At 72.4% G+C, this 14812-nt stretch carries 14 protein-coding genes; 11 read left to right on the forward strand and 3 right to left on the reverse strand.

The window, feature by feature from the left end; all coding sequences use genetic code 11:
• Positions 1-207: 207 nt before the first annotated feature.
• The 11 genes from aroC (at position 208) to ACQP2O_RS16065 (ending at position 9527) form a co-directional block, all read left to right on the forward strand.
• A complete protein-coding gene (gene aroC, locus ACQP2O_RS16015; protein ID WP_433185003.1) occupies positions 208-1386 on the forward strand; it encodes a chorismate synthase in 1179 nt (392 codons plus the stop codon).
• Positions 1383-1883: a shikimate kinase gene (locus ACQP2O_RS16020; protein ID WP_433185006.1), complete on the forward strand. Its 501-nt coding sequence runs from the start codon at positions 1383-1385 to the stop codon at positions 1881-1883. The genes aroC and ACQP2O_RS16020 overlap by 4 nt, the downstream gene beginning before the upstream one ends.
• Positions 1880-2950 carry a 3-dehydroquinate synthase gene (gene aroB / locus ACQP2O_RS16025; protein WP_433185009.1) on the forward strand — a complete coding sequence of 357 codons (1071 nt, stop codon included), beginning with the start codon at positions 1880-1882 and terminating at the stop codon, positions 2948-2950. Before ACQP2O_RS16020 ends, aroB begins: the two co-directional genes overlap by 4 nt.
• A gap of 16 nt (positions 2951-2966) precedes the next feature.
• Positions 2967-3413 (forward strand): type II 3-dehydroquinate dehydratase, encoded by a 447-nt coding sequence (aroQ, locus tag ACQP2O_RS16030; protein ID WP_433185011.1) that lies wholly within the window; start codon positions 2967-2969, stop codon positions 3411-3413.
• Positions 3414-3512: 99 nt separating this feature from the next.
• Positions 3513-4559: an LLM class F420-dependent oxidoreductase gene (locus ACQP2O_RS16035; RefSeq protein ID WP_433185014.1), complete on the forward strand. Its 1047-nt coding sequence runs from the start codon at positions 3513-3515 to the stop codon at positions 4557-4559.
• Positions 4560-4796: 237 nt separating this feature from the next.
• On the forward strand, positions 4797-5864 hold the full coding sequence (locus tag ACQP2O_RS16040; protein WP_433185016.1) for a M24 family metallopeptidase: 1068 nt from the start codon (positions 4797-4799) through the stop codon (positions 5862-5864).
• A gap of 36 nt (positions 5865-5900) precedes the next feature.
• Positions 5901-6458 carry an elongation factor P gene (gene efp, locus ACQP2O_RS16045; protein WP_433185019.1) on the forward strand — a complete coding sequence of 186 codons (558 nt, stop codon included), beginning with the start codon at positions 5901-5903 and terminating at the stop codon, positions 6456-6458.
• A gap of 3 nt (positions 6459-6461) precedes the next feature.
• The gene (gene nusB / locus ACQP2O_RS16050; RefSeq protein WP_433185022.1) at positions 6462-6878 is read left to right on the forward strand and encodes a transcription antitermination factor NusB; all 417 of its coding nucleotides are present in this window, start codon (positions 6462-6464) and stop codon (positions 6876-6878) included.
• A gap of 71 nt (positions 6879-6949) precedes the next feature.
• Positions 6950-7669 (forward strand): methyltransferase domain-containing protein, encoded by a 720-nt coding sequence (locus tag ACQP2O_RS16055; protein WP_433191038.1) that lies wholly within the window; start codon positions 6950-6952, stop codon positions 7667-7669.
• 5 nt (positions 7670-7674) lie between these two features.
• Positions 7675-8946 carry a DNA polymerase IV gene (locus ACQP2O_RS16060; protein WP_433185025.1) on the forward strand — a complete coding sequence of 424 codons (1272 nt, stop codon included), beginning with the start codon at positions 7675-7677 and terminating at the stop codon, positions 8944-8946.
• A gap of 182 nt (positions 8947-9128) precedes the next feature.
• Positions 9129-9527: a DUF3040 domain-containing protein gene (locus tag ACQP2O_RS16065; RefSeq protein WP_345431217.1), complete on the forward strand. Its 399-nt coding sequence runs from the start codon at positions 9129-9131 to the stop codon at positions 9525-9527.
• A gap of 223 nt (positions 9528-9750) precedes the next feature.
• Here the strand turns inward: ACQP2O_RS16065 and ACQP2O_RS16070 are convergent, their stop codons facing one another.
• Genes ACQP2O_RS16070 through ACQP2O_RS16080 form a run of 3 tightly spaced genes read right to left on the reverse strand, consistent with a single transcriptional unit; the run spans position 9751 to position 14433 of the window.
• On the reverse strand, positions 9751-12219 hold the full coding sequence (locus ACQP2O_RS16070) for a transglutaminase TgpA family protein (protein WP_433185029.1): 2469 nt from the start codon (positions 12217-12219) through the stop codon (positions 9751-9753).
• The gene (locus ACQP2O_RS16075) at positions 12216-13451 is read right to left on the reverse strand and encodes a DUF58 domain-containing protein (protein ID WP_433185032.1); all 1236 of its coding nucleotides are present in this window, start codon (positions 13449-13451) and stop codon (positions 12216-12218) included. Before ACQP2O_RS16075 ends, ACQP2O_RS16070 begins: the two co-directional genes overlap by 4 nt.
• A gap of 1 nt (position 13452) precedes the next feature.
• Complete coding sequence (locus tag ACQP2O_RS16080; protein WP_433185035.1) at positions 13453-14433, reverse strand: AAA family ATPase; 981 nt, start codon at positions 14431-14433, stop codon at positions 13453-13455.
• Positions 14434-14812: the final 379 nt, after the last annotated feature.

Here is a 14812-nt window from a genome sequence, read left to right on the forward strand (position 1 = left end):
TCGTGTCGAAATACCGTCACGACGTCTTCAGCGATCGCTATCCGCATGGGGTCCGTCTCCGGGGCGAAACCGAGTTGGTGGAGTGCCTCCTGTAGCACTATCGGCGCGTGCGCAGCGCTTGTGATCCGGCTCTGCTTCGCTGCCCCGGCCGGTGAAGCACTGCCGACGATCCCGGTAGCCTTCCGTGGGGATGAAAGGATTCACCACATGCTGCGCTGGCTGACCGCGGGGGAGTCTCATGGCCCGGCCCTCGTCGCGATTCTGGAAGGGCTGCCCGCCGGTGTGCGCGTGACCTCGGATGACATCGCCGAGGCGCTGCGCCGCCGCCGGCTCGGTCACGGGCGGGGCGCCCGGATGAAGTTCGAGCAGGACCGCGTGACGATCGTCGGCGGGATCCGGCACGGCCGCACCCAGGGCGGCCCGGTCGCGATCGAGATCGCCAACACCGAGTGGCCCAAGTGGGAGACGGTCATGTCGGCCGACCCGGTCGACCCCGACGAGCTGGCGGCCCAAGCGCGCAACGCCCCGCTGTCGCGGCCCCGTCCGGGCCACGCCGACCTCGCGGGCATGCAGAAGTACGGCTTCGACGACGCCCGGCCGATCCTGGAGCGGGCCAGCGCCCGCGAGACCGCCGCGCGGGTCGCGATCGGCGAGGTGGCCAAGGCGTTCCTGCACCAGGTGGCGGGCGCCGACGTCCTCAGCCACGTGGTCGCGCTCGGCGAGATCGGCACCCCCGACGGCGTCTTCCCCGGCCCGGACGACCTCGAGCGGATCGACGCCGACCCGGTGCGCTGTGCCGACCCGGAGACGAGCGCCGCGATGGTCGCCCACATCGAGGAGCTCCGCAAAGCCGGCGACACGCTCGGCGGCGTCGTCGAGGTCCTCGCCTACGGTCTGCCGCCGGGCCTGGGCAGCCACGTCCACTGGGACCGGCGGCTCGACGCGCGCCTCGCCGGGGCGCTCATGGGCATCCAGGCGATCAAGGGCGTCGAGGTCGGCGACGGTTTCACGACCGCGCGCCGCCCGGGTTCGCGGGCGCACGACGAGATCGAGAACACCCCCGAGGGCATCCGGCGGCGCACCGGCCGCGCCGGGGGCATCGAGGGCGGCATGACCACCGGCGATCCGGTCCGCGTACGGGCCGCGATGAAGCCGATCTCGACCGTGCCGCGCGCGCTGGACACGGTCGACGTCACGACCGGCGAGCCGGCCAAGGCGATCAACCAGCGCAGCGACGTCACCGCGGTGCCCGCCGCCGGGGTCGTCGCCGAGGCGATGGTGGCGCTGGTGCTGGCCGAGGCCATGGTCGAGAAGTTCGGCGGCGACTCCGTCGAGGAGACCGCGCGTAATGTACAGGGCTACCTCTCATCTCTGGTGATCAAGTGAATTCCAAGGTCGTCGTCATCGGACCGCCCGGATCCGGCAAGACCACGGTGGGGCGGCTCCTCGCCGAGCGCCTCGGCGTCCCGTTCCGCGACACCGACCACGACGTCGAGGTCACGGCCGGCAAGCCGATCGGTGAGATCTTCGTCGACGACGGCGAGGAGCACTTCCGCGCGCTGGAGCGCGCGGCCGTCCAGGACGCCCTCGCGACACACGACGGCGTGATCGCCCTCGGTGGCGGCGCGATCCTGGACCCCGGCACCCAGGCCGACCTGGGCGGTGCCCGGGTCGTGTACCTCGAGGTCGGGCTCTCGGACGCGGTCAAGCGGGTCGGGCTGGCCTCGGCGCGGCCGCTGCTCGTGCTCAACCCGCGCAGCCAGTTCCGCAAGCTGATGGAGGAGCGGCGTCCCATCTACGAGCGCCTCGCCGTCCTCACGGTGGCCACGGACGACCGGGAACCGGCCGACATCGTCGACGAGATCGTCAAGGGGCTGTCGTGACCCGCGTCCACGTCGGCGGCGACGCGCCGTACGACGTCGTGATCGGCACCGGCGTGCTCGGGCAGCTGCCCGCGCTGGTCGGCGAGGCCCGTACGGTCGCCGTCGTGCACCCCGAGGGGCTGCCGGAGATCGCCCGGCCCGTGTGCGGGGTGCTCGCCGAGGCCGGCTACGACGTCCACGCGTTCCCCGTCCCCGACGGCGAGGCCGGCAAGGACGTCGCCGTGCTCGCCGGACTGTGGTCCGGCTTCGCCCGGCTCGGGATGACCCGCACCGACGTGGTCGTCGGCGTCGGCGGCGGCGCGACCACCGACCTGGCCGGGTTCGCCGCCGCGACCTGGCTGCGCGGCGTCAAGGTCGTGCTGGTGCCGACCACGCTGCTCGCCATGGTGGACGCCGCGGTCGGCGGCAAGACCGCGATCGACATCCCCGAGGGCAAGAACCTGGTCGGCGCCTTCCACCCGCCCGCCGGCGTCCTGTGCGACCTGACGACGCTCGTCACGATGCCGCGCGAGGACTACGTCAGCGGCCTCGCCGAGGTGATCAAGGCCGGCTTCATCGCCGACCCGAGGATCCTCGAGCTCGTCGAGGAGGACCCGGAGGCCGCGGGACGGCCCGACGGGCCGCACACGCTGGAGCTCATCGAGCGCGCCGTCGCCGTGAAGGCCCGGGTCGTGTCGGAGGACCTCAAGGAGAGCGGCCTGCGCGAGATCCTGAACTACGGCCACACGCTCGGCCACGCGATCGAGAAGCTCGAGGAGTACCGCTTCCGGCACGGCGACGCGATCTCCATCGGCATGGTGTACGCCGCCGAGCTGGCCCGCCTGGCCGGCCGCCTCGGCGACGCGGACGTCGAACGGCACCGGGCGATCCTGACCGCCGTGGGCCTGCCCGTCTCCTACCGTCCCGACGTGTGGCCGGCGCTGCGCGACGCCATGCGCGTCGACAAGAAGACGCGCGGCGCGCGGCTGCGGTTCGTCGTCCTCGACGGCGTCGCCGCGCCGGGCCGGCTGGAGGACCCGGACGAGGACCTGCTCGTACGGGCGTACGAGCGGATCACGCTGAGATGAGGACGGCGAGTGGCCGATGAGTGACGTCTTCGTCCTGAACGGGCCGAACCTCGGGCGGCTGGGCAGCCGCGAACCCGACGTGTACGGCGCGGCGAACTTCGCCGACCTGACGGAGCTCTGCCGCGACACGGCGCGGCGCCTCGGCCTGCACGCCGAGGTCCGCCAGACCGACGACGAGGCCGAGCTGGTGTCCTGGCTGCACGAGGCCGCCGACGGCAGGATCCCGGTCGTCCTGAACCCCGCGGCGTTCACGCACTACTCGTACGCAATGCGCGACGCCATCGCCCAGCGCACCGCCCCGCTGATCGAGGTGCACATCTCCAACCCCGCCGCGCGGGAGGAGTTCCGGCACACGTCGGTCGTCGCCGCGGTCGCGACGGGTACGATCGCCGGCTTCGGTCTCCTCTCGTACGTCCTGGCTCTGCAGGCGATCGCCGAGCTCCTGGCGGAGAGCGCGGACTGACCGGGGCCCGCTCGCGGGTCTGTCCCCGGCCGACTCCGGTACGGTAAAACTGAATCTCATTCGGTTACTGGTCGGTTTGGTCTGATTGGGGTGCGGCGCATGCGCATCGGGATGTCCCTCAACTACGCGGGCGGTTTCAAGGAGACCGTCGACGAGCTCGCGGACTATGAGAAGGCCGGGCTCGACATCGTCTTCGTGCCGGAGGCCTACAGCTTCGACGCGGTCAGCCAGATGGGCTTCATCGCGGCGCGCACCGAGCGGCTGCAGATCGCCTCGGGCATCCTCCAGCTGTACTCCCGCACGCCGACGCTCACCGCGATGACGGCGGCCGGCCTGGACTACGTCTCCGGCGGCCGGTTCGTGCTCGGGCTGGGGGCGTCCGGCCCACAGGTCATCGAGGGCTGGCACGGCGTCCCGTACACCGCGCCCATCGGGCGGACCCGGGAGATCATCGAGATCTGCCGCATGGTGTGGCGCCGCGAGCGGCTCACCTACGACGGCAAGTACTACAAGCTGCCCCTGCCCGCCGAGGAGGGCACCGGTCTCGGCAAGCCGCTCAAGCTCATCAACCACCCGGTCCGCGAGCGCATCCCGATCTTCATCGCGTCCCTCGGCCCGAAGAACGTCGAGATGACCGCCGAACTGGCCGAAGGCTGGGAGCCGATCTTCTACGTTCCGGAGAAGGCCGGCGACGTCTGGGGCGAGTCGCTCGCCCGTGGCAAGGCCAAGCGCGACCCCTCCCTCGGTGGGCTCGACATCGTCGCGCAGGCGTTCCTGGCGATCGGCGACGACGTCGAGGGCCTGCTCGACCTCGGCCGGCCCATGGCCGCGCTCTACATCGGCGGCATGGGCGCCAAGGGCCGCAACTTCTACAACGACCTCGCCCGGCGCTACGGCTACGAGAAGGAGGCCGAGGAGATCCAGGACCTCTACCTCGACGGCAAGAAGGACGAGGCCGCCGCCAAGGTCCCGTTCGAGCTCCTGCAGAAGACCTCCCTGATCGGCTCGGAGGGCTTCGTCCGCGACCGTCTCGCGGCGCTGAAGGAGTCCGGCGTCACGACCCTCAACGTCGCGCCGATGGCGGGCGACCACGAGAGCCGCGTCAAGCTGATCGAGAGGGTCCGGGAGCTCGCGGCCTCGGTGTGAGCCGAGCCGTCGCGTCAAGCCGGTCGAGAGGGTCCGGGAGCTCGCCGCCTTGGTGTGAGCCGCGAAGGCCGGTCGAGAGGGTCCGGGAGCCCGCTGCCTTGGTGTGAGCCGCGCAGGCCGATCGAGAAGGTCCGAGAGCTCGCGGTCTCGGTGTGACGCCGCGGACGGGCCCGTGGCGTCACGGGCCCGTCCGGGCCGTGTCTTTCGAGGTCACGCCCCGGGCGTACAGTCGGGGACATGCCGGAGGTCCACGAGGCGCGCCGCGCGCGGCTGGCCGGGCTCATCGCCGCCCGCGACGCCGACGCCGCGCTCATCACCCGCCTGGTCAACGTCCGCTACCTCACCGGACTGGCCAGTTCCAACGCCGCCCTGCTCGTCCACGCCGACGGGGCCGCCGTGCTGGCTACCGACGGGCGGTACGCCGGGACCGCGGCGCGGGTCTGCCCGGAGCTCGAATGCGTCATCGACCGGAACACCTCCGGGGCGCTCGCCGCCAAGGTGCCGGGCCGGCTGGCGTTCGAGGCGCACGACGTCACCGTCGAGGCGCGCGACACGCTCGCCGCGGAGCCGGGCGCGCCGGAGCTGGTCGCGCTCGGCCATGCCGTCGAGGAGCTGCGGAAGGTCAAGGACGAGGAGGAGATCGGGCTCCTCGCGGAGGCCTGCGCCATCACCGACCGGGCCTTCGACGCGGTCCTGCCGACGATTCGGCCCGGCGTCACCGAGCGTCAGATCGCGATCGCCCTGGACCGCGCCATGGTCGACCTCGGCGCCGAGCAGCCCGCGTTCGCGACGATCGTGGCGAGCGGCCCGAACGGCGCGATCCCGCACCACGTCCCGTCGGACCGCGTGATCGAGCACGGCGACCTCGTCACCATGGACTTCGGCGCCCGCCAGGGCGGCTACCACGCCGACATGACCCGTACGGTCGCCGTCGGCGCGGCGGGCGCCTGGGAACGCGAGATCTACGACCTCGTCGCGGCCGCACAGGCCGCCGGCGTCGCCGCCGCGCGCCCCGACGCGATCACCAAGGAGGTCGACGCCGCCGCCCGCGATCTCATCGAGGCGGCCGGCCACGGCGACGACTTCCCGCACGGTCTTGGACACGGTGTCGGCCTGGAGATCCACGAGGCACCGCTCATGGGGTATGACAAGACCGGTAAACTGATGGATCGAGTTCCCATCACCGTCGAGCCCGGCGTCTACGTCGCCGGTCGCGGCGGGGTCCGTATCGAGGACACGCTCGTGGTCCGTGCGGACGGTCCGGAGCTGCTCACCAAGACGACCAAGGACCTGCTCGTCATCTAGACGCGGCAGACCGCCGAAGCGGGAGAACGACACACTGTGGCGACGACGAACGACCTCAAGAACGGCATGACGCTGAATCTCGACGGCCAGCTGTGGACCGTTCAGGAGTTCCAGCACGTCAAGCCTGGCAAGGGCGGCGCGTTCGTCCGTACCAAGCTGAAGAACGTCCTGTCCGGCAAGGTCGTCGACAAGACCTTCAACGCCGGCACCAAGGTCGACGTGGCCAACGTCGACAAGCGGGAGATGCAGTACCTCTACCGCGAGGGCGAGGACTTCGTCTTCATGGACACCGAGACCTACGACCAGCCCCACATCCCGGGCGCGACGGTCGGCGACGCGGCCGACTACCTCCTGCCGGAGCAGAACGCCGTGATCGCCTTCAACGAGGGCACCCCGCTCTACATCGAGCTGCCGGCGGCCGTGGTGCTGGAGATCACCGAGACCGAGCCCGGCCTGCAGGGCGACCGCTCCACCGGCGGCACCAAGCCGGCCACGGTCGAGACCGGTGCGACGATCAACGTCCCGCTGTTCATCACGACCGGCGAGAAGATCAAGGTCGACACGCGCTCGGGCGACTACCTCGGTCGAGCCTGATCCGTGGCCGCACGGAGCAAGGCGCGCAAGCGCGCGCTGGAGATCCTCTACGAGGCCGAGGTCCGCGGTGACGCACCGGCCGAGGTCCTCGACCGGCGCATCCGGGAGTCCGAGCATCGGCTCGCCGAACAGGACTTCATGGAGCGCCTGGTCGAGGGCGTCGCCGAGCGTCGCGAGCGCATCGACGAGCTGATCACGACGTACGCCGTCGGCTGGACGCTCGACCGGATGCCGATCGTCGACCGCAACATCCTGCGCCTGGGCGCGTACGAGCTGCTGTGGCGCGACGACGTCCCCGACGGCGTCGCGGTCAGCGAGGCGGTGGCCCTGGCCACCGAGCTGTCCACCGACGAGTCGCCGAAGTTCGTCAACGGCCTGCTGTCGCGGCTGCTGGAGCTGAAGCCGTCACTGTCGTTGTAGACGTCTAGGGTGGGCTGAGAGCCGCTGAGCGGGAGGGGGCAGGCGTGACCGATCGTCCGCGATCGCGGTCGATGCGCACCGCCGTCGTGTGGGAGATCCTGCGCGACGTTCTCGACGAGAGCGCCAAGGAGTCGGGGCGGGACCGCCTCGACGTCGTCGACGCGGGCGGGGGCACGGGCGGGTTCGCCGTGCCGCTCGCCGAGCTCGGGCACCGGGTCACGGTGGTCGACGCCAGCCCCGACGCCCTCGCCGGCCTCGAGCGCCGGGCGGCTGAGGCCGGCGTCGTCGTCCGCGCGGTGCAGGGCGACGCCGACGGGCTGCTCGACGTGGTCGGGCCGGACAGCGCCGACCTCGTGATCTGCCACAGCGTGCTGGAGTACGTCGACGACCCGGCCACGGCGCTGGCCGCCATCGCCCGCACCGTCCGACCCGGCGGAGCGGTCAGCGTGCTGGCCGCCAACCAGGTCGCCGCCGTCCTCCACCGGGCGCTCGCCGGGCACTTCGAGGACGCCCGCCGCGTGCTGTCGAGCGCGCAGGGCCGGTGGGGGGACCGCGATCCGGTTCCGCGCCGGTTCACCTCGGGCATGCTGGCCGAGCTGATCGAGAGCGCGGGCCTGCGGGCGGGGCCGGTGCACGGTGTCCGGGTGTTCTCCGACCTCGTGCCGAGCGGCATCATCGACGGTGAGCGCGGCGCCGCCGACGAGCTCGTCGCCCTCGAGCGCGCCGTGTCCATGCACCCGGTCCTGAAGGACGTCGCCACCCAGCTCCACGCACTCGCGTACCGGCGCTGACGAAGATGAGCAGGAAGCAGCAGCTGCATCGGCCGGGGCCGCCGCCCGGGCCGCCGGGGGACGACACCGGCTGCACGGTCCTGCACGTGGACATGGACGCCTTCTTCGTGAGCGTCGAGCTGCTCGAGCGCCCGGAGCTGCGCGGCCGCCCGGTCGTCGTCGGCGGGGCCGGGCCGCGGGGTGTCGTGGCCGCCGCGTCGTACGAGGCCCGCACCTTCGGCGTGCACTCGGCGATGCCGATGAGCCGGGCCCGGCGGCTCTGCCCGCAGGCGGTGGTGCTGCCGCCGCGCCACGACAAGTACGCCGTCGTGTCGGCGGGCGTCATGGAGATCTTCCGTTCGATCACGCCGCTCGTGGAGCCGCTGGCGCTCGACGAGGCGTTCCTCGACGTGGCGGGCGCGCTGCGCCGCCTCGGCCGGCCCGCCGAGATCGGCCGGATGATCCGGGAGCAGGTCTCCGCGCAGCAGGGCATCACCTGCTCGGTCGGGGTCGCGAGCACGAAGTTCGTGGCCAAGCTGGCGTCCACCAGGTGCAAACCGGACGGGCTGCTCGTCGTGCCCGCCGACGGAGTCGTCGACTTCCTGCATCCGCTGCCGGTCGCGGCGTTGTGGGGCGTCGGGGAGCGCACCGAGGAGATCCTCCGGCGCCTCGGGCTGCGCACGGTCGGCGACCTGGCGCGGACCCCCGTCGACACCCTCCGGCGCGAGGTCGGGGAGGCGGTGGGCGAGCACCTGCACGCGCTCGCCTGGGGTCGGGACCCGCGGTCGGTGACGGCCACCGTTCCCGACAAGAGCATCGGCGCGGAGGAGACCTTCGACCACGACATCGCCGACCCCGAGGCGATCCGGCGGGAGTTGCTGAGACTGTCCGACCGGGTCGGCGCCCGGCTGCGGACCGCCGGGCTGGTCGGCCGTACGATCGCCGTCAAGCTGCGCCGCGGGGATTTCAGCACGATCACCCGGGCCCGTACCCTCCCGGACCCGACCGATCTGGCCCGCGACGTCTACGCCACCGCGTGCGCCCTGTACGAGGTGTCGGGCCTTGAGGGGGTTCCGCTGCGGCTGGTCGGCGTGCGCGTGGAGAACCTCATGCCGACCGGCACGACGCCCCGGCAGCTCGCCCTGGGGGAGCCGGAGACCGGCTGGCGGCAGGCCGAGGCGGCCATGGACCTGGCCGCCCGGAAGTTCGGCGCGGGGGCCGTGCGCCCCGCCGCGCTGGTCCGCGCCGAGCGTGAGCGTGATACTCGCCACGCTCGAGAGGGTCGCGATGACCTCTGAGACCGGCGTGATCATGGTGACTACGGGCAGTGAGCAGGGACATTGAATCATGATCCGCCTATCCCCAGTCGAACGTTTTCTTTCCCCCGGTCGTCAGGGCTCGTATTCTGGGCATATCACCGATAGCCATGTCCCCGTCCGGCGTGGGAATCCCCCTCGCGGGGCTGTCTTTGGGAGGCGCCGTGCCGCTCTCTGACCACGAGCAGCGCATGCTCGACCAGATCGAGCGCGCGCTGTACGCCGAGGATCCGAAGTTCGCTTCGGCGGTCCGCTCGACCGATCCGCAGGTGCATTACAGGCGCAGGATCTGGAAAGCCGCGATCGGCTCCGCACTGGGCCTCTTCGTGGTGTTGGCAGGCGTCATCGTGAACACCATGCCGATCAGCATTGTGATCAGCGTGGCGGGCTTCCTGCTCATGGTCACATGCTGTGCATGGGGCCTGACGAGCTGGAAGCGCATGAACGGCGTCGCCGCCCCTGCGCCGCGCAAGCGCGGGAGAAAGCGGCCGAAAACGGCCAAGAGCGGCGGGTTTATGGAGCGCCTCGAAGAGCGCTGGCGCCGCCGTCACGAAGAGCCCTGAGCCTCCACGAGACCCACGTCACCGCCCGGCGGCCCGCCGGGCGGTGACTCGTTGACGGCCGGTACCGGCCACCCCCGGATCCCCTGATCCCGCCGGGCGCGGACACGGCGCCTGCCCGGCTCGGAGAGCGGGCCCAGGGCACGAGACACCGGCTCGGCTCGGTGCCCGGCGCATGGGACGTCGGCTCGCCTCGGTGAGCGGGTCCGGTCTACGAGACGTCGGCTCAGCTCGGGGACTGCCGGCGGCGCAGCGACAGGGAGTCCAGCCGGTCGAAGGCGTCCAGCACCCGTCCGACCCCGTGCCGCAGGAGCAGGAGCGCGGACGGCGGCAGCAGCCGGACGCGCCAGCGGCGCCGACGGCCCGCCCCGGCGGCGATCGCGGCCCGTACGGCCCGCGCGTCGTCGCGCAGGCCCGTGGCGGGGCCCGGCGTTGGGGCGTACCGCGCGAGTTCCTCGGCCTTGACGAGCCGGGCGAGGGCGTCCGTGGCCGGTTCGCCGAGAGGCCGCGCCTCCATGAGCCGCCGGGCCGTGGCCCGCGGGCTGTCCCCGGCCCGCCAGGGCAGCCCGAAGTCCACGGCGGCGATCCGCAGCTCGTCCCACGCCGCGTGCGCGACGCCGGCGTTGGACGCCGAGCGGTGGACTCGCCCGAGGCGGCGCAACGCCACCGGGACCGCGGTGCCCCTCAGCTCGCCCGATGCCGCGCCGACGTCGGCGTTGGATGCCGACCCGGCCCAGCGGCGGACGCCGGCGAGGCGGTGCAGCGTCGCCGGGGTCGCCAGGAGCAGGAGGACGGCCAGCAGCAGGAGCAGCCGGCCGATCGGCGGGCCGCCATGGTCGGGTGGGGGGAACGCGCCGGCCGCGCCGTTCCGGTCCAGCGGGTCGGGGCGGTGGCGCAGGCCCGTGCCGGGGCCGGTGGTCGAGCGGCCGTCCGGCGTCGACCCGGTCGAGGGGAGCCGGCTCGTGGAGCCCCCGGTCGGGGCGCCGGGGAGGAGCTGTGGCGCGGTGTAGTCCGGAACGGTCGCGCTGCCCTGACCGCCGCCGCCCGACGGGGTCGGTTCGAAGCGCAGCCAGCCGATACCGCTGAAGTACAGCTCCGGCCAGGCGTGGGTGTCCTTGGTCCGGACGATCCAGCTCCCGTCCGACTGCCGGGTGCCCGCGGTGTAGCCCATGCCGACTCGCGCGGGGATGCCGATGATCCGCGCGAGGAGCGCCATGGAAGCCGCGAACTGTTCGCAGTACCCGGTCCGGCTGGTGAACAGGAAGTCGCGGAGCGCGCCGACGTTGCGCGGGGACGGCGCGTCGAGGCTGTAGGTGAAGTTCCCCGGCCGGACGAACCACTGCTGGAGCTTCACGGCGCGGTCGTACGGCGTCGACGCGGAGGCGGTGAGCCGGTTCGCCAGGGCCACGACGTCCGAGGGGATCCCGTGGGGGACCGCGAGATAGCGAGACGCGACGTCGGACGGGATCGGCTCCGTGGACTCGAGCTGCTGGTACGTGGGCGTCGGGCGGACACTCGACACCGTGTAGGTCCGCCCGCCGGCCGAGTCGCGCAGCGAGAAGATCATCAGTGAGGGGGCGTCCACGCGCCAGTCGCCCTTGATCCCCACCTTGGTCGGCGGGTACGGGGTCGGCAGCACGTTCATCCCGCGCACGTGCGAGTCCACGGCGATCCTGGTGCTCACCGTGCGGATCGAGCTGTCGCCGAGGCCCGGCGCCGCGGGCAGGGTCTTGCCGTCGACCTGCGCGTTCTTGTCCCCGTGCATGGGGGAGTACGTCCAGCCGTCGCCGTCGAACCGGTCCAGGGAGTACATCCGCAGGTACTCCGGGGTCAGGTCGTCGGTGGTGCGGTAGGTGAGGACGACGGCGTCGTCCTGCCGCACCAACTGGCGTTTGAGGCTGACGAGCGGGTCCGGGGTCGTGACGGTGGTGAGTCCGCCCGGGCCGTCCCCACCGCTGCCGGGCAGCCAGCGAGGATGAATGTCGGGCACCGCGAGCGGGACGACGATGGCGATCACGACAGCGGTCAGCCCGATGCGCCGTCCGGTGACGGCCAGCGGCCTCGAGTCGGGGCGGTCGTGCGCGAACTTCTCGCCCGACCAGTGCCGGGTGAAGATCGGGCGACCCCAGCCGGACAGCCGGTCCCGGGCGTCGGTCACGAGGAGTGCCAGGTATCCGGCCGCGCCGGGCAGGAAGACCAGCCATCCCGTGCTCTCCTGGCGGAACCTCGCCGGCAGGGCGTACATCGCGAGCAGGGGGAGCCCGGCGGGCGCCGCGCGGCGCAGCCGTACGGCCAGGAGGTCGACGAGGAACGCGATCAGGCCGATGCCGCCGGTGCTCATCAGCTCGATCCCCGGCAGGACCGGCACCGGCGGGGCGTACTGGAACACCTCCTGCCAGCCGTCCTGGAGCAGGGCGGAGAGGTACGAGATCGACGCGGGGGTGGGGATGACGCCGAGCAGCGCCGGGCCGGACGCGTACATCGCCGTCAGGTAGATCAGCAGTGCCACCGGGACGATCGCGAGACAGGCCAGGACCGGCAGCCGCAGCTTGCGGGTGAGCACGCCCGCCAGACCGACGGTCAGCACCGCGCCGAGCCCGCTGCCGAACCACGTCGCCGTCTTGAACAGCGGATACAGCGCGAGCGAGGCGAGCAGCGTCGCCGCGCAGGCCACGATCGTGAGACGTATCCTCATCGCGCCTCCGTCCGGTCCGGTTCACCGCGGAACCCGGAGCCACCGGCCTCGGCCCAGGCCGTCTCCAGGGCGGCGGCCGAGGAGACGGTGACCACCCGCCATCCGGCCACGTGCAGCAGCCGGATGACCTCGGGCGCCGTGCCGCTCTCCCCGACGATCACCGCGACGCAGGCGGCGGCACCGCGCCTGACCTGGGTCATCTCCCGCACGTCCTCCGATGTCAGCCGGCCGAAGACGCCCACGATGAGGCCGTCGCCGGCGTTCGCGGCCTCGCGGAGGGCCGCCACACCCGGCCGCAGCGACCGGCCGGTCGACGTGCGGACGACGGCGAGGAGGTCGAGCAGCGACCCCTCGAACGTCGCCGACGGGGGGAGCACGACGCCCTCGTCCGTGACGTACCGCAGGCCGAGGTTGTCCCGCCCGAGCTGCAGCCCGATGGAGGCGGCCGCCGAGACCGCCTGTTCGAACGTCGCTCCGGGCCCGTCGCCCCAGTGCGCCGTGCGCCGGGTGTCGAGGAAGAGGGTGGCGCTGGTCTGCCACTGCTGTTCCTCGCGGCGCACCATGAGCTCGCCGCGGCGTGCCGTCGACCGCCAGTGCACCCGCCTCAGGTCGTCGCCGTGGCGGTATTCACGGGGGGCGACGTCGTCCTCCCCGGCGCTGGCCACCATGCGGGCCCGGCTCTCACCGCCGCCCGTCCACGAGCCGGTCAGCCGGCCCGGAGGAAGAGGCACGATCGGCGGGGTGACGGTGATGGCGTCCGCGGCCGAGAACGACCGCGCCAGCTCCACGAGGCCGAACGGGTCCGCCAGACGTACGGTCAGCGGCCCGACGTGGTAGCGGCCGCGGACGTCGGCGCGCACCCGGTAGGCCATCTCCCGCGCCCCGTGCGGCTCGATCCGGTCGATGACGAACCGCGCCCGTCCCCCCAGCGTGTACGGCACCTGGTCCTCCAGGAGGAGGATCCCGGTGGGCAGCCGGGAGACGTTCTCCAGCAGGACGTGCACCTGCGCCTCCTGCCCCGCCGGGAACCGGGCGGGGGTCGCCCGGCGCGAGCAGGTCAGCCGGTAGCGGGTCCGGGAGACGACGAGGACGGACAGGAGAGGGAGCGACAGGACCAGCAGGCCGGCGCGGAGCAGGTCGCGCTCGCCCAGCACGAACGAGCAGACGATGGCGGTGATCCCCGCGGCCATGAACGACCGGCCCCGCGTGGTCAGCGCGCTGAGCGTCGTCATGTCAGCGCCGGTGGCCCGGGACCGGGACGCGCTGGACCAGTTCGGCGACGACCTGCTCGGGAGTGCGGCGCTGGACCTGCGCGTCGGCCGTCGGCAGCAGCCGGTGGGCGAGGACGGGGACCGCGAGGCGCTGCAGGTCGTCGGGGAGTACGTACTCCCGTTCGTCGAGGGCGGCGTAGGCGCGGGCGGCGCGGACGAGCTGGAGCGTGGCCCGCGGCGAGGCGCCCAGGCGCAGCTCGGGATGCTCCCGGGTGGCCGTGACCAGGGAGATGGCGTACGAGCGCAGCGCGGGCGCGACGTGCACCCTGCGGACGACCTCGATCATCGACCGGACGTCGGCGGCGTGCGCGACCGGCTGGAGCCGGTCCAGCGGCGACGGCCCGCCGTGCACGTCGAGCATCTCCAGTTCCGCGCCGGGTTCGGGATATCCCATCGCGATCCGGGCGGTGAACCGGTCCCGCTGCGCCTCCGGAAGCGGGTAGGTCCCCTCCATCTCCACCGGGTTCTGGGTGGCGATGACCATGAAGGGGGCGTCCAGCGTGTGGGTGTGGCCGTCCACCGTGACCTGCCGCTCCTCCATGCACTCGAGCAGCGCGGACTGCGTCTTCGGCGAGGCCCGGTTGATCTCGTCGCCCACGACGATGTTCGCGAACACCGGCCCCGGCTTGAACTCGAACTCCCGGCTCTCCTGGTTGTAGGCGCTGACCCCGGTGACGTCGCTCGGCAGCAGGTCGGGCGTGAACTGGACCCGTCGCACCGAGCAGTCGATCGACCGGGCGAGCGCCTTCGCCAGCATCGTCTTGCCGACACCTGGGACGTCCTCGATGAGCAGGTGACCCTCGGCGAGGAGGACGGTCAGCGCGAGCCGTACGACGTCGGGCTTCCCTTCGATGACGGACTCGATGGCCGCGAGGATCTTCTTCGAGATCTGGCCCAGCCCGTCTAGTCCGCCGTCAACACCGTCGTGCGTGGTCACTGACACTTACCCCTCCTCGGCCACCCGAACGGCGAGCGCGGATTGCCGCTCCACCGCCCGCGGACGGGTACTCACCCGATATGTCACCTGTAACTGGGTCATACCAATTCCGTGTGGTACTGACAGTACGTCGTCAGGCCCATTCACGGCGATGTCTTGGGGGTGCCGGGGCGGTCCGCGTCGTCGCCGGTGACGGGCCGTGTTCCCTCGGTTCCACCCTTCCGGCGGCGGGGGGCGTTTCCTCGGTTCCTCGGGCCGTGTTCCCTCCGTTCCTCCACTTCCCCCCACCACCGCCTCCGGGCGCCCTCCAGAGCGCCGACAGGCGGTCCGAACCGGCGCGCCCGTCGGCTCTGACGGCCCCTCTGACACCCCACGACGGCGCCCA

Origin of the sequence: Actinoallomurus sp. CA-150999 (assembly GCF_050942425.1) — a bacterium.
Taxonomy (GTDB): domain Bacteria; phylum Actinomycetota; class Actinomycetes; order Streptosporangiales; family Streptosporangiaceae; genus Actinoallomurus.